We start from the raw sequence: 21,555 nt of genomic DNA, 5'->3' as shown, positions 1-21,555 counted from the left end.
TTCTGTTCCCGATTTGTTCCCTTTTTATTTGAGTTAACTTGTGTTAATCCCAATAAATATACGAAAAGTATTCATCTAAGACAACCCAAATTCTCTAGTGAAAATGGTATAATGACTCATTGAAAAGGCCTTCACACCCAATACCACTTTTGTATCTCGAACAATTGTTATAGCTTTTATAATTAACAAGAATTAAGGCACAATAATTGCACTTAATTTTTAATATGGTCTGACCTTTAATTAAGCATAGCCCCAATTCAATAATGCTTTGACCTACAATGGTTACTAACGCTCAAAGGTCAGCTTATGGAATTACAACTACTATCCCAAGAACTTTCTGAAGAATTGGCAAGAATCGAATCGATTACTAAAGATATCGTCAAAAAAAGTGATTTATCTATTGTTTTATGCCGAAACTTATTGATTAAGTTCAAAAGACATATATCGAAAATCAAATACCATTCTCCTGAGGAAGAGATTCATTTTTTTAAGTATGTCAAACAGGTTCCTCTAAGCAATCTGGTATATTTTTTTGAACTCAAATCCCTTGAAATACATTGTCCTAAAGGAAGTGATTCCTCCAAGAAAAAGTATATCAATAGAAAGCTAAAAAAGTTAAATGAGTTTTTCTCCCGTAATCTCGATTTCATACAATATATCGATCAAGAGAAGACCTATTTAGACACCCACTATTTCACCAAGGAGTTTTTTGACGAGTTCAATATCACCCATGCTAGGTATTACTTTAGAGATCCTGAGTTCAGTACCTCGCATGATTTGTTATTGGCCAAATTATACGCCAATCGCAGGTTGATTTCATACCTAGATTATAGATTAAAGAATATAGGTAGGCTAAATGGCCATAAAACAATCCCTTCGAACCAATTGAATTGGACCGCTAGTAAAACGGATATGACGGAACTTGCCTATGCCCTAAAGAGTAGTCGAGCCATAAACAATGGTAAGGTCAGTATTAGTGAAATCATCAAAACCTTGGAACTTGCCTTCCATTTCAAGAGTGGAGATCCATATCAAAATTATAGTGAGATACGTATCAGGAAAAAAAGCCGTACCAAATTCTTGGACGATTTGACTGTTGGCCTTCTTTCGAATTTGGATAAAGGGGATCAGTAATTATTCCCTTATTTCAGTGCTGCATTAATGTTAAAATTTCACCCTACTTGGGTGAAACTGGTGATTTTTTTTCTAAAAAACTATTCAAGTTTGTAGAAAGAATGTCAAACAATATGAATTGGGTTTAAATAATATTTTGGGCCCAACTCCTTAAAAAGAGCGGTTATGCCAGCAAACATTATTACCTCCGATGATTTAAAGGAGTTCAAGGAAGAACTCATATCAGAAATTAAGGAACTCTTGAGCAATTATGATAGGATAACCATTGATAAATGGATAAAGTCCAATATCGTAATGAAGAAATTGGGCATTAGCCCAGGTACATTACAGAACTTTCGAATCAATGAAACCATACCTTTTTCCAAATTGGGAGGTATCATTTATTATGACGAAGAAGAAATTGATGAAATCTTAAAAAACAACAAGAATTTCTTTTTAAAAAACCGAAATGATAATCGCTACATATAATATTCAGAACATTTTTTTTCGAGACAGGGTCTTGATAAAAAAGTACCGAGAAAATAACCTTGAGCTGTGGGTTGAGGAGTTTGAAGACTTGATGTTAAAAGGTGGTCTGCGAACAAACGAAGAATTCAATCGCATGCGTGCACTATCGCAACTCTTGGGTTTTGAAGATTCACAACACAGTCCATATCTCACAATGATGTACAAAACGGGACAATTGTTTTTGAAGAAGAGCGTGGCGGCAAATACCTATAAGGCAACACATTTAACGGATTGGAACGGTTGGGTAAAATTAAACTCCAATCCAATTAATGATACGGCTATTGAGAATAAGGCCAAAATCATCAAAGAAGCATCAGCGGATGTACTCATTTTACTGGAAGTTGAGGATAGGGCTTCCTTATTGGAATTTAATACCTATTTCTTGTCGAATACCTATACCCATATACTGTATTTGGAGACCAACGATGTGTATGGTAGGGGCATCGGCGTACTGATCAAAAAGGGTTACAACGTAAAGTCAATGAAATCACACGTCAATGACTTTGATAAAAATGGCAATCCCATTTTTGATATGGATTTACAGGAATATAAGATCAGTACACCAAATGGGACAACCATTACCGTCTTATCAACTTGTTTTTTAGATGATACGGAGAACCCTGCAAAATCCAATGCCAAGATCGAAGTCCAATCCAAAAGGATGGCAGAGGTGTATCAAACACTGGATGAATCCAATGATTTAGTTGCCGTTATGGGCACCTTAAATGCACCTTCATATAGTAAGTCGCTCTCGTCCATAATAGAAGGGACTGATTTAAAAGATGTTTCAAAACACCACACGTTTGAGGTGGATTTGGATAAGGGAAAGGACTCCAAATATTTCCGTTTAGGAGCCTACAAAATGGGCGTGAACATAAGGCAACGTGATTATTTGATGCTTTCATCCAAATTATACAAAGTCGTGAAAAATAGTGGATTGATTCGAAAAGGGATTTGGTTTAAAAAACGTCCACAATGGGAAATGCTCAAAAGCATTAAGAACGAAACGCATATGGCAAGTGAACATCCCTTAGTATGGTCGCAACTTAAAATTGGATAAGAATGGAGCTACGGACAATACAAAACAGGATTTACGAAATAAGAGGGCAAAAAGTACTTCTAGATTTTGACCTTGCAGAATTATACGGAACGGAAACCAAAAAATTAAAACAGGCAGTTAGGCGAAATGTGGATCGATTCCCTAACGATTTTATGTTTGAACTGACCAAAGATGAATACAATACTCTAAGGTCACAAATTGTGACCTTAGACAATTCGGGCAGAGGGAAATATAGTAAATACAATCCTTTTGCTTTTACCGAACAAGGCATAGCAATGTTGGCTAGTGTATTGCGCAGCCCAAAAGCAATTGAAGTCAATATACAAATTGTACGTGCGTTTGTTTTTCTGCGAAAATACGCCTTGTCACATACAGAACTGACTCAAAAGCTCCAAGAGTTGGAAACCAAGTATAATAGGCAATTTAATGATGTTTTTGAGGCAATTAATTATCTAATCAAAAAAGAGAAAAAACAAATTGAGCTACGCAATAGAAAACCTATTGGCTACAAATAAGAAAAAACCAATTAACCCATCACCTCATAAACAAACTTACTTTTGGCATCACCAATTTTCTGTGATAGCTCAAGCTTGACAGGTTGTATAACACTAGGTATACTTTCCAAGCCTTGTAAATACTGTCCAAGCTCCTTTTTGTCGTTCAACATTGCCCCACCTCCGCTTTTATCATACTCTTGTAACCAAGCATTAGAACCATTGCCGACTGAAGCAGACGAAACCAAGGGAATATTAAAATACACATCACAGCTAATATCTATATGGGAATGGTCAGATAAGCTAAAATCTTTGCCAATAGCTCGATTGAGTATCATACAATGTTCCAATAGAAGGTCCAAAAACTTGCCACTCTCATCTGCTTTAATGGGCTTTAAAACGGGCTTTAATTGTTTAAAATTGTCCAATTGTCTTAATGGACTAGGCCTTGATTCAATTCTAAATTTCATCTTCTTTTATTTTAAGTTATTAATTTCTATAGCTATTGATATGCAATTTTAGGAAATCTATTGTTTTATAAATATCCATAACTCCTTTCCTATGATTACTATTATTTCTTTAAGCACTTTGTATAGACTAACATATAACTCTTTCATAATTCTCATAGTTTTATAGGCATCAAAACAGCTAATGCCAATGCGTTAATATTCTCTTTCTTTTTTAAGTAATCCGCTTCATCAATATTTGATAAAAAGCCTAGTTCTACTAAGATTGTAGGGCAAGTTTGAACGGTTTCCCGTAAAACCTGAAAATTGGCAGTTTTTACGCCCCTGCTACGATATCCCAATTTTTGGGTCAGCTCATCTAGTATAGAAATGGCTATTCTATTGGACTCCTTTTGATTTGGATTTTTCATTGGCGTATAGCGGTGCAAAAACACTTCTATACCTGTAGCCCTTTTGTTCGGAGCGTGGTTGCAATGAATGGATATAAAAAGGTCCGGTTTTAATACTCTTGCGAGTTTGGTTCTATGACTTAATGAGATAAGTGTGTCGGTATATCTAGTCATATACATATCATATTTACAATTCAGTACTTTAGTATTAAACACGAGCATTGCTTTTGCAATGCTCAGCGTTATATCCTTTTCTTTTATATGATTGTTACCTATAGCACCAGAGTCCGTTCCTCCGTGTCCAGCATCAATAATGATTACCTTTTTTTCTTGTGCTACTAACATTTGTAAAGGCATCAAAAAAAGAATTAGTACACACATTTTTAACCGTATCATCTTCATTGTGTTTTTACATTTCTCATTACACAATTTTTAAAGATTTCAACTAATCCGTAATTATCCTTGAAAATTTAACGCTGAACCTCGTTAATATTTTCAGTTTTTCTGCCTTTTCCCCTATTCCCTTATAGATTTCTCAAAAAATTATTTCAAACAGGTTGCTCTAGGCACATTAGGGAACCATTAAAACGTAAGCGTTATGAAAAAAGCAGTTTATTCAACATGGGCAATGTTCCTAATGAGCCTTCCCACATTTGCACAAATCGGAGGTATTGAAGATTCCGTAAATGATGTTTCCGATACGATTCGATCAATTTTTCCTTTGCTTCTAGGAGTTATTTTCCTAATCGGATTCTTATTTAATGCAGGGCATTTTTTCGGTGAGAATGCAGACCTTAAAAAGGGTATTACCAGAGTGCTTGTATTTGTACTTATTGCAGGTGCCGTTGTTGGCATCTTTACCTATCTCATTGGAATCGTAGTCTAAACCTCATAGAGGTTTTTATTATTAAAGCTTATCCAATGAAAAAGTACGAGGTATATAAGAACATTCGCAAAGGGGCCATGATATGGGGGCTTCCCATATCGCTCTTTGCAATGATGATGCTTTCCATATTGGCATCGCTACTGGTCATCATTTTTTCATTCAGTTTCTTGGTCATCATAGGAGCAATCCTATGGAACGGCACTTTGTATGTCTTCCTCACCAAGATTGCCCGTAAGGCCATTTCACTGAATTTCAATACGGTGTTCCCAAAAATCATCAGTAACAAAAAAGAAAACCTGACGCATTATGTCAATTATTAATATAGCCACATACAATCCCATCACTGAGATACAGGATAATGTCCTCTTTGCCAATAATGGTAATGTGATAGCCTGTTATATGGTGAAATTACCCGAGGTCTACTCCCTGTCAGAGAAGGATTTTGAGGATTTGCACGGCATTTGGTTTCAGGCCTTAAAGTCATTGCCCGTTGGTTGTCTCATCCATAAACAGGACGTATATCTTAAGAAAGCGTTCAATTCTGAATACTTGCCCAATGATACGTTTCTGGCAAAGGCCACCCACGACCATTTTAAGGGAAGGGAATATATCGAGCATAATTGCTACCTGTTTTTCACTTTGGTGCGGAATAAAACCTTGAACAATCCCAAATATGTCAACCCCTTTAGAAAGGTCGGCAAAGGGATCCATCAAGAATTAAATCAGAACGTGCATAGTTTCATTGGTTCGGTCAATGATTCCATCACCTATATCAACAATAGCCGTAAGGTGTCGTTGCAACCTCTTGATAAAAAGCAGATTCTTGAACTGAGCCGTGATTATTTCAACGGCTTCAATATCGGATATGATACCGATATGCTTTTGGAAAAGTCCAAGGTAACCATTGGTAATAACCATTTTGATATACTGGCGGTCAATAGTGAAGCCTGTTTTGGTGAGAGCGTCCAGACCAGTAAGATCAATGAGCGGTTCACTTCGGATGATTTTATGTTTCATCAAGGTTACATCGATGGTCTGGGACTTTCTCTCAATGAAAACCATATCGTCAACCAAATCATCTATCTGGACGATAAGCAGAAATGGCGCAGGCTACTGGATAAGAAAATTGAGGAACTTAAAAAGAGTTCAAATTTTGGAACACAGAACAAGGTCATCCTTAAAAAGATTGAGCATATCGTTGGTCAAATCAATAATGACGATAATGCCCGGATCATAAGGGGCCACTTGAACATTGTGTATTGGACCCGAGAAGCCCGTGAGCTAGAAAACATAGGTTCGCGGATAAAATCAGAATTTAAGGAATTGGACATCACCCCATATTATCCAAGGGGCGAGGAACGCAAAAATTATATCTTGAACAGCTATCCTTGTTTTGCCTCCAACTTTTCCAATGAAGATCTGTATGTAACGGATTTGAAACATGCGCTTTGTTTGTATCTGAACAATACCAATTATAGAACGGACCATCAAGGTGTCATTTTTAATGACCGTGGGCATAACATCCCGGTACTGAAAGATGTATGGGATGAAAAGAAGAAACGTATCAAAGCACGCAACTTTGCCATTTTTTCACCAACGGGAGAAGGAAAATCCTTTCTGGCGAACAATGTTTTACGACAATATTTCGAGGCCGGAGTACGGCTGGTCATTATAGATCTGGGCGGTTCCTATACGAAATTTGCAAGTTTATACCCAGAACAGTATACAGTATTGCGTTATGAAAGTGGAAAGAGCTTGGGCATCAATCCTTTTTATATAGCGAATCCCCATGATGTCGGTCCTGAACGATTGGAGGATCTGTCCGTATTCTTATTTGAACTCATTGGCGAGGGCACCAAGCCTAAAAAGGAACAGTCCGTTGCTTTAAAAAAGATACTGCACGCTTATTATAAAGAAAGAGGGAATGCCCCACATTCCCTTGATGGTTTTTATACCTATGTGGAATCGCAGCGGGAGGATTTATTGACAAAGCTCCATATCCATCCGGATTACTTTAATGTTGGGGGATTTTTACACATTTTATCGGAGTATGTGCGCGAAGGGTTGTACAGCTTTTTATTTGAGACCAACAAAGACCAATCCTATAAAATCGAGGACAAGCGCCTCATTGTTTTTGAGTTGGACGAGGTGAAGGACAATAAGGAAATCCTTTCCGTGATGCTCAAATTGATCAAAACCGCTATCCAACGTACCATATGGCAGAACAAAGCTGAAAAAGGGATTATCCTGTTCGATGAGTTTGCGAAACAATTAAAGTTTGAGAACGTATTGGAATCGGTGGAATTCTATTATCAGGCCATCCGAAAACAAGAAGGTGCCATCGGTATCATTTTACAGTCCATCAACCAATTGCCGGATAATTCCACATCGGCAAGTATTTTGGAAAATACCCAGGTCATTTATAGTCTGAACAATGAAAAGGGCTATGATCAACTGGTAAAGCGTTTGAACCTGTCCAGCCACGATCTCAATCAACTGAAATCCATCAAAAATAACCTGTCGGGAAAACACAGGTACACCGAGATATTCATCAAAATAGGGAAAGAGAGCAACATCTTTCGGTTGGAGGTACCCCAAGAGGTATTTGCTGCTTATCTCACCGACGGCGCAGACAACGACCGCATAATGCGGATTTATAAAGAAAAGGGCTCGATGGAGAGAGCTATCAAGGAATTCATTCATTTAAAATTACAGAAATCATGAAAACACTTATTTGTAAAATAGTATTGGTATCCACAATCTTGCTCATACCAAATGGCCACAGTGTGGCCCAGGGGATGCCGGTATATGACAACACCAATTTTATTACGTTGGGCAAACAGATTCTTGAGGCTGCAAAGCAAACAGAAAACCTTATCAAAACGGTGGAGTTTATGAAGCAGCAAAAAGAGCGCATTGAAAAGGTGAGCAATGTTGTAAAACAATTGAAGGCGGTAAGGGAATTGGCCCGCAACAACGAACGCCTTTTTGATGTGGTCCGAAATGATGTGCGTCATATTTTAAACTCGCCCTATATCAAGGCAGAAGAAATCACGCGGGTATCGCAATCCTTTGAAAATATCATTGAAAATTCACTGAAAGACTTGGATTTTGTGCAACAGATACTTTCCAGTGACTACCTGAAAATGACGGATGGGGAACGGGCTAAGGTATTAAAGGAACGGGAAACACGCTCTAACGAAATGGTTGCCGAGATAGAGCGTAAGACCAAGCGGTACCGAGACATTATTTCCTTTCGGGAAATGCAGGCCGTTATCAACGGCAGGAAAACAAACTATTAAAAAATGGCCGGTATACCTTTGAGCATCGGATTGGAATATGTGGACGCTGTTTTTGAGACCATAAAGGACAGTGATTTTCTACAGTATACTATCGTGGGGATGAAGGCCCTCGCCATCTTGTTCTTTTTGATCAATATCCTTAAAAAGTACAATGAGGGTGTTACCAACAGGGATGGATATACCTGGGGCTTGACCCCAACAGAATTGGTAAAGAATTTCATCGTTGTCATTCTGGTCATCTTTTCCAGTCAAGTATTGGAGGTGTTTGACAATATCTTGGTGGCAATCGAGGCACAGTATCGTAATACAGCCCCATCCTTATTGCCCTTGCAATTGCAGGATGTGGAAATCGAGGAAGACACAGGGGGACTGGAAGCTGCTAGCAAAGGACTGGCCTTATTGTTCGAGGCATTGAGTTCCCCTTTGTTCGGCTTGAAAATACTGGCCTTTATTCTGAGCGTATTCCTTTGGTTGCTAGACCTGTTCATTTACCCTTTGTTTCTGGCAGAACGGTTTTTCCTGTTGGGGATAATGCAAGCCTTTTTTCCATTGGTGATAAGCCTTGCAGTTTTCGAGAAGTTCAGGTCTATGGCCTATACCTTTTTCAAATTGTATGCAGCAGTATATATGCTCGTTCCCGCCTTTTTTCTGGTGAATGTATTTGTCAATGCGCTGTACACGGAGTTTACCACCAATTTTTGGGTGAACCTGTTCGGCTTTGATTTCGGGAGTTCATTTTTCGCCCCCATCATAGAATTGGGCACGATTGGCTTTATCGTCTTTTTGAAGTTCAAACTTTACAAGCGAGCCACCTCGTTCACTTTCAAACTATTCAGTGCCTAAGGCACACTTAAAAAATGAATTATGAAGACACCATATAAGAATATTTATGAGGTATTGAAGATGAATCGGTTTATAGTACTGGCTGTTATGGTAATGGCTTTTCTATCCACCATCATTTCAAGTCTGATATCCTACAAAATGTACAACAAGTCACTGGACGGGGCCTTTGCCATTGGCAAGAATGGAGAAGTAATCCCTTTACAATGGGTACATGAAAAGGAAAATCTAGAGGTGGAAGCCTTGGAGCATCTACGGCTCTTCCATTCATATTTCTATGGGTTGGATGCCACAAACTTCGAAAGCCATATTGAAAAAGCCCTATGGTTGGGTGATAGTTCCATTGATAATGTGTATCGACAGAAAAAAGCTGATGGTGTCTATAACCGTTTGATGCAGTATTCCTTGGTTCAAAAGGTCATCAGCGTTGAATCCGAACTTGACCTTACCTCAGAACCATACCCTTTTAGAACGGTCACTGTTTTTCAAATCAACAGAGGGTCGGCAATCGACACCTACGAACTGGTATCCACAGGCAAACTCTTGCATTTGGAAAAAAGAAACTTTCCGAAAAATACCCACGGACTCTTGATCACAGATTATTTCGAAAATACATTGAAAAAGGTCGAAAATCTACCTGTCAATAAGTAGGTCGACATTTAAAAATAAGGTCATGAAACTAGATAAGAAAAAAATAACGTTTGTAGCGGTCATCGGGGCAGTGGTCATTTTTATATTGACCTATTCGATTTTGGAATTTGGTGGGGACGGTTCCCAGAACGATGGATTACGACAGACCGAAGTTCCTGTATTGGAAAACCCGGTAGAGAATTATAGGTCCAGATTGGATGCGGTAAATGATATAAAGGAAGTTAGACAAACCAACGCACCCAGTATTTATGATGAAAAGTACCTAGATTCCACAGGTGTCTTTGACCCTGATTTTTTGGAAAAAGAAAAGATACGGATGGTGGATAGTATCTATAACAATAGCCGCATCAATTACACTACGGGTACTTTTCGAGCAACAAATACTGTTCGAGATAGTGTGGTCAATGCCGTCGCTCCCAAAAGGAAAGCACAAAGAGCTGAAGAACCAACATCGATTGAAACGATTGATCCTAAAGCTTTGGCATTGGAACAGCAGTTGTTTTTTGCTTCCAATCCGTTGCCCGTTGAAAAAATGCCAAATATCCCCAGTATAGAAGTGATAGTTGATAAGAAGCAGGTCATTAAGGTCAATGACCGATTGGAAATGCGCACCTTAAACGATGTTATGATTGAAGGTGTCTTGATTCCAAGGAACACCATCCTTTTTGGTATTGTAAGCTTTAAACCCAATCGAGTACTATTGCAAATCGAAAATATTGGTGACATACAGCTGCCCTTTAAGGCTTATGACATATGGGATAAACTGGAAGGCATTTACATCAAGAACAGTTATCGAGAAGAATTGCGGCAACAAGTATTGGGGGATGTCGTGGACGATATCAATGTGCCCGGTCTACCACAGGTGACAGGAATCAAAAGACTGTTCCAACGCTCTAACCGTAAGGTAAAGGTCACGGTAAATAATAATTATACACTCACATTAAAAGTAGATAAACGAGAATAAAATATAGGATATGAAAAAGTTGATTATACTGTTGAGCTTGGTTTTGTTTTACCCAGTTCACGCAACGAACACAAAAACATTGGATACTATTTATGCCAATTCAACGATGACGATGACCTTGTTCTTTCCCTCAGATATCAAACAGGGTATTACAGGTTCGGAACATTTTGTGTTCACCTACAATCGCGAAAAAGAGCAAAACTTGGGGTTATTGAAAGCCGTAAAAGGGAATCCCAGTAATTTACTGGTTGTTACCACGGATGGAAAGGTGTATTCCTTCATCCTAAAGTATGCAGAGCATCTAGAGAATCCTAATCGATTTATTTCTATTCAGGAAAGTATAGGGGATGCCAAAAGGGTATTAACAAAAGAGGTGAAAATATATGACAACCCGAATACAAGCATTTCGGCCAATACTATTCCGAATCATATACGCAGGTCCTGTGAATCCTTATTGGAACTTCCTGAAAGGAAAAATAAGCACATAAAGAAGAACGGTATAAAATTAAGTCTTAAAAATATGTACTATCGTGAAGACCACGTGTTCATGCAGTTTGAGATTGAAAATAAATCGGCGATACGATTTGATTTTGACTTTCTAAAAATTTCTAAGGTAAGTGGGAATAAAGGACACAATGCATCTTATCAGGAAATTCCTTTGGAAACTATATATGTACATAATAAGCCTTCTGAGATATTGCCGAATACAAAGGTCCGGATGGTTTACGTCATTCCTAGATTTATCATTTCCAAAACTGAGCGGATTATAGTTCGTTTACAAGAATTGAAAACAACTAGAATACTCTATCTGTCGTGGAGATAGTTATTTTGCCTGCCCTAAAAATTAAGGCTTCACCATCTCGTTCACATTGAGCAGTGATTCCCCATAAACGGGTTTCAGTTTCTTGTTCGAAGTGTCGTTTCGGGCATTGGTCGAATCGATCTTGGCGTTCTATGGATAGGCCAAATGGGCATCTATCTTCCCACTAAGCGGCTTAAAGTGCGACGGTGTGAAGGTGGTCATTGAGAAGCTCCGAAAACTCGTCCTGGGTCTTGATGCCATCAAGTTGCGCTACTCTCCAAAAATTGCTTCTTGCAATCTTCTCCATTGTACTTATTTTTAAAATTTAGGCAGGTCTTAACATCAGCCTAAATTCTGTTTACACAGTGTATTGCATCCTACCTACAAACTAAACCTATGTTGGATTTATGTAAAATGTGATTGCTTTTAAAAGCGGTAGGTATTCTCTAAAAGCACATATATTTTACTTCTGAAACTTAATTTCATTTCGAGTTATTTTTTCTGTCAAATTTTTCATTATTGAAAAATGGTCACCTTGAATTTCGTGAATATGTACTTCGTTCAGGAAATAATTAATTAATTCGCTCATATCATAATCAGTCATTTGAGCCTTGATGTAAGTTAAAGGAGCTTTAAGTTTTATCTCACTGTCATTAGTGAAAGAAATATTATTTAATGATCTTATTTTATTTAGATAAACAATCGATTTCTTAATTGTCATATCATTTAGATAAGGATTAATCGATTTTAAATAGTTCGGTATACAATCTTTGATTCTGGACAACCCATTTGATTCTTCTTTCAAACATTGATATGCATATTGCCATAAGTCCTTTATTGAATCTATACCGGAAATATCTTCTATCTGGCCTTTCAGAAGATTTCGAACATATTTTCTTTCATTATCTAAATTTATCTTAGCAATATTTTCACTCCTAGAAACGATACTATCAATCATAATTAACTGTTCCACTTTATCCCCTTTTTGTTCTAATTGTTTGGCGATTTCAAAGGCTATCCCCCCTCCCAGACTCCAACCTCCAAGTGTATATGGGCCACAGTTTTGTATTGATTTTATTTTACTAACATATTCATTTGAAAGGCTCTGTAAATTTATGTTTTGTGGCTCTAAGGAATCATCAACTAAACTTCTTAAAGCATAAGAATTGTATCTTTTTAATGATTTTGAAATTCCAATATAGCTTTGAACATCTCCACTTCCATCATGTATCCAAAAAAAGTTTTGGTCGTTTTTGGTAACTTTATTTAATAATATTATTGATTTTTCTTCTGGTAATTTGATTTTTCTTTTCTTCTCTACTTCAATTGCAATTTCTTTTACAGTAGAATGAGTGTAGACGTCAACAAGAGATAATTTTGTATTTAAAATTCGATTAATTTCATAAACCATTTTTGTTGCATTCAAAGAATGTCCGCCTAGTTTAAAGAAACTTATGGAAATGCTTATATATTCCAGTTTTAAGTGTAGTAACTCTTGCCAAATCCTGCAAATGATCAACTCCGTAGTGGTAGAGGGCTCAACATAATTTTCGGATTGTAAACTAAGTTCTGGATTAGGTAAAGCAGTCCTGTCTAGTTTTCCATTTATTGTAAGAGGCATAGATTCCATCTTTATAAATGTATTTGGTATCATATATTCCGGTAGAATTGTTGATAATTTCTTAATTATGACTTTCTCCTCGATGGATTTGTTACCGGTGGATACGAAATAACCAACTAAGTATTTAATATCAACTGATTCATGCTTTCTTTCCCTTGCCAGCACACACGTTTGCTCAATACCCTCAACTCGTGACAATGCCTGTTCGACCTCACCAAGTTCGATACGATATCCTCTTATCTTAACTTGATTATCTTTTCGCCCAATAAATTCCAGTTCCCCGTTTGGGAGCCAGCGAAACATATCGCCTGTTTTGTAAAGACGAGTATAACCATTTTTTCTATCTTGTTCGGTGGCAAAAGGATTATTGATAAACCTTTCTCGAGTGAGTTTTTTATTGTTTAGGTATCCACGAGCCAATCCAGCACCACCGATATATAGTTCTCCAATTCCTCCAATGGGAACCGGGCTTAAATGTTCGTTTAAGACATATTTTTTAATACAATGGATATTTGTATTATTTAATAGGAATGAATTAATTGAGATTAATGATATTATTGTAGCTTCCGTTGGGCCGTACGCATTTATTACAGTTGTTATATTTTCACTATACCTATCAAATAAAGATTTAGTTAAATACTCTGCTCCAAATACTACTCTTTTTACTACACTTAATTCTAAAGGATTGATAGGAGATAGGTAAGATGGGGTAGCGTGTAAATGGGTAATTCGACTTTTTGTGACGAAGTCTATAAAACTTTTACTATCAAGAATAAATTTTTCTTCTATGATAAATAACTGTCCTCCCGATAATAAGGATAGAAACATTTGTTCAATTGATCCATCGAAAACATAATTAGCAAAAAGCAAGAACCTATCTGACACGGTAGTTTTATATTTAGCTTTTAAGCTTTTTATTAAATTACAAATACCGTTATGTTCAATCATAACTCCTTTTGGTGTCCCTGATGTTCCTGAGGTATAGATGACATATGCCAAGTCATTAGGCTTACCAAATACCTTTTGAACTCCAACATTCTGACTTTGATAAAAATCTTCATCAAAGTCAATGTTAATTAGTTTGCTTTTAGGTAGTTCTAGTTCAGTATTGTCAGTTACCTCCTTTTGACTCAGTAATATTTCTGCATTAGTATCCTTCAGAATGTAATTAATCCTTTCCCTTGGGTAAGCGGGATCAATAGGCACATATGCACCTCCAGCTTTAAGCACTGAAAGAATAGCCGTAATCATCTCAAAGCCACGGTAAAGACATAAAGGTATAAGCGTATCAGGTTCCATCTCTTTTCCTGTATTATGCAGGTATTTCTTTCTAATATGAAAAGCAAGCCGGTCACTTTTTTCATTAAGATCGTAATAGGACATCTCCTTCTTTTGGAAGACTAATGCGGTGGACTCTGGTGTCTTTTTTGCCTGCTCACAGAACAGCTGATGTAAAGTCTCGTTTATTGGGTCAACTTTTAGTGTTTGGTTCCACTGATGTATAATGGTATCATATTCCTTTGGAGCGAGTAGGGAAATTCCTCTAAATGATTTTTCGGGATCTTCTAGAAAATACTTCAATACTTTATCCAAATAAAACGCTATTTTTTCCAATGAATATCCAGATTTTAGTTCTTTTCTTAATGAGTAATTCATTATGAAATTTTGTTGGGTGGTAATCATTGAAAGGTCTAGATAAGTATTTGTAGGGCCAAAATCTTTAATTTTTAAGTTGCCTTTGGACATTACTTCACTCTCAAATTCAATATCATTATAGACGTGGAAATCAATATAATTGAAAACTACATCGAAAAAAGGATTTCCGTTACTTGAATTCTCTCTTGTTTTTTTAGATATTTCAAATAATGAAATTCTGTCTTTACTCTTTATTTCCAGGTATTTGTTTTCTATGTATTTGAAATAAGAAATCCATGTGTCATCCTTGTAAGAAAGCATATGGCAACGGAAGGGAAGAGTATTTAAGAAGCAACCCAAAACCTTATCTCCATCTTCTTGAAGAGGACGCAGATTAGACACTAGACCAATAGTCAATTCATTCTCTGGAGTCAACAGTTTCAACGAGAATAAATAAGCCCCTAAAAATAGATTTCGTAAGGAGATATTGTATTGGTCTGCAACGGACTTTAATCTGTTTAGATAAACTAAATCATATGTTTTGTAATAAGTATGGGAGGTATCCCTATTTGTAAAAATGTCCAACCTTTTATAATCTGACATCTCTTTTTTCCAGTAATCTATGTAGTCTTCATTCAATTTGTTAACTAAATTTTTTACTATACTGGCCTTATAATTGCACTTCAAAAGAGGTGGCACATAATCTGGATTAGTAGATAACCGAATGCATAAGTTGTATAATTCAGTAATTAAAGAAGCATCACTCCAGCCATCTAAGAGGGCATGATGGAACTGGAACAGGAGAGTATAAGAAGAGCCGGTGTTAAACAAAGTGGAGCGCCACAATGGAGCTTTGGAAATATCAAAAGGTCTTTTTCTTTCACCTTGCATAAACTTTTCGATTTGTATAATTTTTTGCTCCTCATTTTTTTGTGTTAAATCGATTTCATCTATAGAGTATGATACTTGTTTATAAACAATTTGAACTGGCTCCCGAAAGTCATAAAGATTAAAACCAGTACGTAGTATGCCATGTTTAGATACAAGAAGTGAAAATGCCTTACGAAATACAGAAATTACTTTTGAAGGAACGTTAAAGGTCAATTGAACATGATATATACCTAAACTTGGGTTCTTTAGGGATCCAAAAATCATACCCTTTTGAATATCGCTCATGGGAAATATATCCTCTACTGGTACGGATTTTTCTAAAGTAATCAGAATCTCGTCCCTTAGTGCGTCAAGTTTCTGTACTATTCCATTTGTGACACTCTCCTTTTCTTTATGACTACTATTTTGATTAAAGTAGGCGGCTAATCCCTCAATGGTGGGATCTTGATAAAATTTTTGAATATCTACATCTTTTTCTAAATCTCTTTTCAATCTATTCGCCACTTGAATCAAGATTATTGAATCACCGCCTATATTGAAAAAGTTACTTTTTATACCAACTTTGTTTACCTTTAAAGCCTCTTTCCAAATCTTGGCTATTTGTTTTTCTGCCATGGTTCTAGGAGCAATATAATCTACACCTTTTGTTATATGTAGTCCTTCGGGATTGGGCATGGCCAAACGATCTATTTTACCATTTGTAGTCAGTATAAATTCCTTTAACTGCACAAAAAAATGGGGTAGCATATAGCTGGGTAGTCTTTCACTCAAATATTTCTTTAGCTCATTTGTATTTTCTTTCTTTCTTGATACAAAGTATGCTATTAATTTTTTTTCTGAACCGTTGTATTCTCTTACCTGGGCTGAAACCCTTTCAACAGAATCATAACTCGATAACACATGCTCAATTTCGCTAAGTTCTATGCGATGTCCTCGCACTTTGACTTGGTCATCATCCCTTCCGATAAACTCAAGGTTGCCGTCCTTTAGATAGCGTACTATATCGCCGGTCTTGTAGATACGAGTATGCCCATTTTTCTTATCATCATCAGTAATAAATGGGTTATTGATAAAACGTTCTTGAGTAAGTTTTTTATTATTCAGATATCCGCGTGCAAGCCCGGCACCTCCAATACAGAGTTCACCTTTTACGCCTATTGGGACTGGGATGCCATTTGTATCCAGAACGTAAAACCTTTTATCGGATAAGGGTTTGCCTATTGGGACAGTGATATCAGTATTATATTCGTTTAAAAGGCAATAACTGGAATAAACAATATTTTCAGTCGGACCATATACATGTATTAAAGAGGTGTTCTGATAGCTGTTTTTAAAAGTATTGATGATATGAGAATCGCACAATTCTCCTCCAAATAGTACTTGACTTAGATTGTCTAAGCAATCTGAGTGGTTTTTTACCAGAGCATTAAAAAGTGCTGTCGTCACAAAAATAGTGTCAACCTGATTTTCCATAATCTCGGATTCTACTGCTGATAAATCAAAAGAACTTCCTGTATCTACTAATACTAGTTTTTTACCATTAAGTAGTGGGAAGAAAATATCAAAAACGCTGCCATCAAAAGCAAAGTTGGAAACACCTGCCACGATATCGACTTTATTATAATCAATAAAATTGTTATTCAAGACGAAAGACAATATTTGTTGGTGTTCAACCATAACTCCCTTGGGTTTTCCTGCGGTTCCAGAAGTGTAAATAACATAAGCCATGTCTTCTGCACTATTAATAATTTCAAGGTTCTCTACATTATTACTATTTAGTGAAGCAATCTCCTCGAACTCCAAGTCTATTGAAAGTACATCAACCTTCAAATCCGCAATGTCAAAGAGACTGTCAAATTGTATAATGAGAGATTTAAGTTTGGCGTCATTTATGATATGGGCAATACGTTCCGAAGGGTGTCGAATGTCTATTGGCACATAGCCAGCTCCTGATTTTAAGATCCCCAAAATAGAAATTATATACCATTCTGAACGATGCATCATCACCCCAATAAGATCATCTGGTCTTACTTTGTATTTTGCCCTAAGAAAAAGTCCAAGTTGGTTAGCTTTTTGGTTTAGTTCTCGATAGGATAACTTTTTTCCCTTGAACACAATTGCGATGTTCTCAGGCTTATTTTTTGCTTGGTTTTCAAATATGTGTAATAGTGTTTTATCCTTGGGAAGTTTCTCATTGGTGTGATTCCATTTATGAATTAGCATTTCGAATTCTCTGGGGCGCAACAATGAGATGTTATCATATGGCCTTTCTGGAAATTTTGTCAAACACTCTAACAAATGGATATAATGGCTAGAGAGTCTTTTAATGGTATCTTCCTCAAAAAGACTGGCGGCATAGTGGATTAGTCCTGTAAGTTGTTTTTGATTTTCATATATGTAGATAGATAAATCAAATTTTACTGCCCCTGAGGAATGAGATCCTCGATAGGGGTTTAGAAGTTTTTGCTTTGTGTTGTCTCGAATCTTGCCATCACCAAAACTTTGAACTTCAAATGATACCTGAAAAACGGGATGTCTGGAGGGATCTCTTTCAACGCCAAGTTCATCGACGAGCTTTTCAAACGGTAAATCTTGGTGAAGTTGTGCTTCTACTTGATCTAAGTGGGTCTGTCGAATTAGTTCTTCAAAGCTTTGATTCTTAATTAGGTATGTTCTGTTAACCAGTGTATTAACAAAAAAACCTATGAGGTTTTGAGTCTGTCGGTGATGTCTATTAGCTATGGGACTTCCCACCACAATATCACTTTGACCTGTATATTTTCCGAGAAGGATACTTATTGCACTTAAGAGAACAGTATGAAGAGTGGTACCATTCTCCTTTGCTAAACTACGCAATTTATCGCTCGTGTTCATTGGGAGCGTAAAGTTCTGATACCCCCCAGTATAGTCTTTAACTCTGGGTCTGGGATAGTCCGTGGGAAATTGTAGGTTCGTAAATCCTGATAGTCTCTTCTTCCAATAGTTCAATTGTCGTTCAAGGAGTTCTCCAGCCACGAAGAATCGTTGCCACAACGCATAATCTTTGTATTGTATCGCTGGTAGAGGCATTTCAAATTTTGTATCTTTTTTAAGATATGCATCGTAATATGTATAGAGCTCATTTTGGAATATTTCCGAGGACCATCCGTCAGTAGCAATATGGTGGTTATTGATTAGCAAGATGATTCTCCTTTGATTCTTTTTGACGGTTTTTTTATCAGATTCAATTATGTAAAATTTTACCCTGATAGGATAATGTACCTCAAGATTGAAGGGTCTATTAATATCTTCTTTGAGATAAGATTCTAGATTGTCCAAAGCAGAAAGTCTTACCTCTTCTATAGGAAGTTGGATTTCATGAACCGACTGAATTCCTTCCTCGTTGTTTCCCAATTTAATTGTAGTCCTTAGTACCTCATGTCTGTCCACTATCTTTCTAAGAGCATATTTTATTCCATCTATATTCGTTGTCGGTTTAAGTTCGTACACGGAAGGTATATGATAAGCATTAGTTCCTTGCTCGTATTGTTCGATAAACCACAGGCGTTGTTGGGCATAACTTAAAGGGTAGCCATTTACATTAGAAAATTTTAGAATTTTTTTATTGCTGAAATCCTTCTTAGAGAAAATTTTATTCGAAGTCAGTACAGGAATGAATTTGTCTATATTTCTTTTAATGAAACTCTCAACTTCCGGATTTTTTAAATCTTTGGGGGTAGAGAGTCTGATTGAGTTATTTTCAATCCATATGGCCCCATCCCTAGAACGAAATTCTTCGATAAATTTGACGATATCTTCCATGATTACTAATTATTTTATCGCAGTTAGACGAGGTACTCCAGTATTTTTTCACCAAATAAGCGTTCTCCTATGATATCTTTTGAATCACAATAATCTAGAATCTGATTTGACTCTTTGATTGGTCTGGATTCATCTGTATATTTAATGGAACTTATGTATCTTAACCATGGTTCTAAACCCATTGCATAAACGAACACATTTTTAGGTCTAAATATGTCTATGAGAGCCTTGGCCTCGTCAAAGTTGGAACCAGCTAATCTTCTAGTTTGATCTTTTTCTTTCTCAATTTTATTTGGAAGAAGAGGACCATAGAGCCATGAAAGAGGGGCACCATCGCATTCCATTCCTAAAAATATTACGTCGATATACCCTAGGATTTTCTGTACTCTTTCATATAGTCTTGGCTCATGATTGCAAGAATCCGCAGCGAAAAGTATTTTTAATTTTTCTTTATAAGTAATGAGAGGGCAGATTTTGCTTCTAATGTTAAGATCTGCGTGTTCACCTAAAAAAGGGATACCGGTTATACTACATGACCTAAAATGGATTGTTTCCATTTCTGCAATTTCAATGACATTGGTAAATCCCAATTTTTCAAAAACGATTTTTAATGAAGGATCTTGCAATTCTCCACCATTGTTTCTTGCAACGATTATTTGACCAACTTTATATCTTATACGCAACAATGTTTCTATTAGAATATGGTCTTGATGATTATGCGTAATGCAAACAAAATCGATTTTATCCGGCAAATCGGCAAAAGTATATCTTGAAATATCAGATTCATAACCATAACTGATTACGGGATCTACCAGAATGCTGATATCATTAGTCTCTATCAAAATACATGCATGACCGAAATACCTTGTCAAAATACCGGTACCTGTATACTTTTTGTATTCTTTTGGCTTTGATTTTGAAAAAAAAGATTTAAAAAGAGGTTCTTCATGGTGCTCAATTTCAAACATGTTTTTTAACGTCCCATATTCAATTGGATTTCTCCAAGTATCAAACAAAGTATCAATTCTGAGATCATTAAATCTATATTTTTTGTGCAATACATTAGAGTCTGGGAGTCGAGGTGTGCTTAGAACAAATGACCTAGAATCGTCATCATTTATTGCCAATAAATTAAAACTCTGTAAAGAATCATTGTAATATTCGGTCTCATATAAAAGAGGTTCAAAAAATCTAAAGGAAGGGTTGTGATTTAAATCATAGAATAACTCAACTAGCCCTCTTAGTTCTTTCGGCATTTTAGAGTACAAAGGACTTAAAGTTTGCCCATCAGCTTCTTGGGCAAGCAAATCATTTAGGTCTTGTATATTCTTACATAGTTCTAATAAAACAGAACATTCCTCTAGTGTTTTCTCTCTCAATGCTTTTATCTCATCTACTCTTTTACCCTTGTAGTCAATGAATGGTCCTCCTAACATTTCAGGTTTTTTAATTGCTAATTCATGAGACTTGGGGTACTTTATATAGGAATCCATAATCGTCAAATGCCGATTCTTGATATTTAGGGCAGCTGTTGCTGGACTCAATAGATGTGCCCAAGCGTACCATTGAGAAATCAATGGTTCAATAGCTACATTATTTGATATATGAACTAAATCTGTTGACTTTATATCTGCGAAATTGTTTTCTGTTTTCATTTTTTTGAAACTATATATTAGTGTATTTCAATGTTCCATTCGATAGCATTTAAGCTATTTGATTCTAAGATGATTTTTTTTGATAGTTCTCTTATAGTTTTGGATTTAAAAAGCTCTGCAACCGTTATATCACAATCTAATATCATTCCTATCATGTGCGATGCCCTTATTGCGAGGATTGAGTTTCCACCTATTCTGAAAAAATCATCTGTTACCCCTATCTTTTCAATACCCAAAACTTCTTCCCATAATTCACACAGTTTTATTTCCAATTCACTGACAGGTTTCACATAAGTATTTGATAATGTTTCAACCTTAGGTAAGTTTTTAAAATCTATTTTTCCATTTGGGGTTAAAGGAAAGCTGTCTATGTATTCATAGTGCGAGGGCAACATATACTGAGGTAAAGTGTTTGCAACACTTTGATGTAGCTTTATATCCAATGCAATTTCTTTC

General features: G+C 36.4%; 17 protein-coding genes. 12 read left to right on the top strand and 5 right to left on the bottom strand.

The window, feature by feature from the left end; all coding sequences use genetic code 11:
- Positions 1 to 306: 306 nt before the first annotated feature.
- The 4 genes from AACM45_RS00085 to AACM45_RS00070 all read left to right on the top strand — a co-directional run bounded on the left by AACM45_RS00085 (position 307) and on the right by AACM45_RS00070 (position 3,216).
- Entirely contained in the window at positions 307 to 1,134 is an 828-nt protein-coding gene (locus AACM45_RS00085) for an RteC domain-containing protein (protein ID WP_339140005.1), read from the top strand.
- A gap of 165 nt (positions 1,135 to 1,299) precedes the next feature.
- Positions 1,300 to 1,602: a helix-turn-helix domain-containing protein gene (locus AACM45_RS00080; RefSeq protein WP_339140004.1), complete on the top strand. Its 303-nt coding sequence runs from the start codon at positions 1,300 to 1,302 to the stop codon at positions 1,600 to 1,602.
- On the top strand, positions 1,583 to 2,701 hold the full coding sequence (locus tag AACM45_RS00075) for a hypothetical protein (RefSeq protein ID WP_339140003.1): 1,119 nt from the start codon (positions 1,583 to 1,585) through the stop codon (positions 2,699 to 2,701). Before AACM45_RS00080 ends, AACM45_RS00075 begins: the two co-directional genes overlap by 20 nt.
- Positions 2,702 to 2,703: 2 nt before the next feature.
- On the top strand, positions 2,704 to 3,216 hold the full coding sequence (locus AACM45_RS00070) for an ORF6N domain-containing protein (RefSeq protein WP_339140002.1): 513 nt from the start codon (positions 2,704 to 2,706) through the stop codon (positions 3,214 to 3,216).
- Between the two features lie 11 nt (positions 3,217 to 3,227).
- Here AACM45_RS00070 and AACM45_RS00065 read toward each other — a convergent pair whose 3' ends face one another.
- Both AACM45_RS00065 and AACM45_RS00060 read right to left on the bottom strand, forming a co-directional pair.
- Positions 3,228 to 3,665 (bottom strand): hypothetical protein, encoded by a 438-nt coding sequence (locus AACM45_RS00065; RefSeq protein ID WP_339140001.1) that lies wholly within the window; start codon positions 3,663 to 3,665, stop codon positions 3,228 to 3,230.
- Between the two features lie 152 nt (positions 3,666 to 3,817).
- Positions 3,818 to 4,447 carry an N-acetylmuramoyl-L-alanine amidase family protein gene (locus tag AACM45_RS00060; protein ID WP_339139999.1) on the bottom strand — a complete coding sequence of 210 codons (630 nt, stop codon included), beginning with the start codon at positions 4,445 to 4,447 and terminating at the stop codon, positions 3,818 to 3,820.
- 202 nt (positions 4,448 to 4,649) lie between these two features.
- Between AACM45_RS00060 and AACM45_RS00055 the strand changes: the two genes are divergently transcribed.
- The 8 genes from AACM45_RS00055 to AACM45_RS00020 are packed head-to-tail and all read left to right on the top strand — an operon-like array spanning position 4,650 to position 11,517.
- Positions 4,650 to 4,937, top strand: a complete 288-nt coding sequence (locus tag AACM45_RS00055) for a hypothetical protein (protein ID WP_339139998.1) — start codon at positions 4,650 to 4,652, stop codon at positions 4,935 to 4,937.
- A gap of 35 nt (positions 4,938 to 4,972) precedes the next feature.
- Positions 4,973 to 5,257, top strand: coding sequence for a hypothetical protein (locus AACM45_RS00050; protein ID WP_339139997.1), 285 nt, complete (start codon positions 4,973 to 4,975; stop codon positions 5,255 to 5,257).
- Positions 5,244 to 7,661 (top strand): TraG family conjugative transposon ATPase, encoded by a 2,418-nt coding sequence (locus tag AACM45_RS00045; protein WP_339139996.1) that lies wholly within the window; start codon positions 5,244 to 5,246, stop codon positions 7,659 to 7,661. The genes AACM45_RS00050 and AACM45_RS00045 overlap by 14 nt, the downstream gene beginning before the upstream one ends.
- A complete protein-coding gene (locus tag AACM45_RS00040; RefSeq protein WP_339139995.1) occupies positions 7,658 to 8,239 on the top strand; it encodes a conjugal transfer protein in 582 nt (193 codons plus the stop codon). The genes AACM45_RS00045 and AACM45_RS00040 overlap by 4 nt, the downstream gene beginning before the upstream one ends.
- Positions 8,240 to 8,242: 3 nt before the next feature.
- On the top strand, positions 8,243 to 9,082 hold the full coding sequence (locus AACM45_RS00035) for a hypothetical protein (protein WP_339139994.1): 840 nt from the start codon (positions 8,243 to 8,245) through the stop codon (positions 9,080 to 9,082).
- Positions 9,083 to 9,103: 21 nt separating this feature from the next.
- On the top strand, positions 9,104 to 9,730 hold the full coding sequence (locus tag AACM45_RS00030; protein WP_339139993.1) for a conjugal transfer protein TraK: 627 nt from the start codon (positions 9,104 to 9,106) through the stop codon (positions 9,728 to 9,730).
- 22 nt (positions 9,731 to 9,752) lie between these two features.
- A complete protein-coding gene (gene traM / locus AACM45_RS00025) occupies positions 9,753 to 10,694 on the top strand; it encodes a conjugative transposon protein TraM (protein ID WP_339139992.1) in 942 nt (313 codons plus the stop codon).
- A 10-nt stretch (positions 10,695 to 10,704) separates the two neighbouring features.
- Entirely contained in the window at positions 10,705 to 11,517 is an 813-nt protein-coding gene (locus AACM45_RS00020) for a DUF4138 domain-containing protein (protein ID WP_339139990.1), read from the top strand.
- Positions 11,518 to 11,959: 442 nt separating this feature from the next.
- Here the strand turns inward: AACM45_RS00020 and AACM45_RS00015 are convergent, their stop codons facing one another.
- The 3 genes from AACM45_RS00015 to AACM45_RS00005 form a co-directional block, all read right to left on the bottom strand.
- Positions 11,960 to 19,444 (bottom strand): non-ribosomal peptide synthetase, encoded by a 7,485-nt coding sequence (locus tag AACM45_RS00015; RefSeq protein ID WP_339139988.1) that lies wholly within the window; start codon positions 19,442 to 19,444, stop codon positions 11,960 to 11,962.
- 23 nt (positions 19,445 to 19,467) lie between these two features.
- Positions 19,468 to 21,099 (bottom strand): MBL fold metallo-hydrolase, encoded by a 1,632-nt coding sequence (locus tag AACM45_RS00010; RefSeq protein ID WP_339139986.1) that lies wholly within the window; start codon positions 21,097 to 21,099, stop codon positions 19,468 to 19,470.
- A 17-nt stretch (positions 21,100 to 21,116) separates the two neighbouring features.
- The coding region (locus AACM45_RS00005) for a phosphopantetheine-binding protein (protein ID WP_339139984.1) at positions 21,117 to 21,555 on the bottom strand (439 nt) is incomplete at its 5' end.

The sequence above is a fragment of the Croceitalea sp. MTPC5 genome, assembly GCF_036985505.1.
In the GTDB taxonomy this organism is placed as follows: domain Bacteria; phylum Bacteroidota; class Bacteroidia; order Flavobacteriales; family Flavobacteriaceae; genus Croceitalea.
Note: the sequence above shows the minus strand (reverse complement) of the source record. Positions and strands in the feature narration are given on the sequence as shown.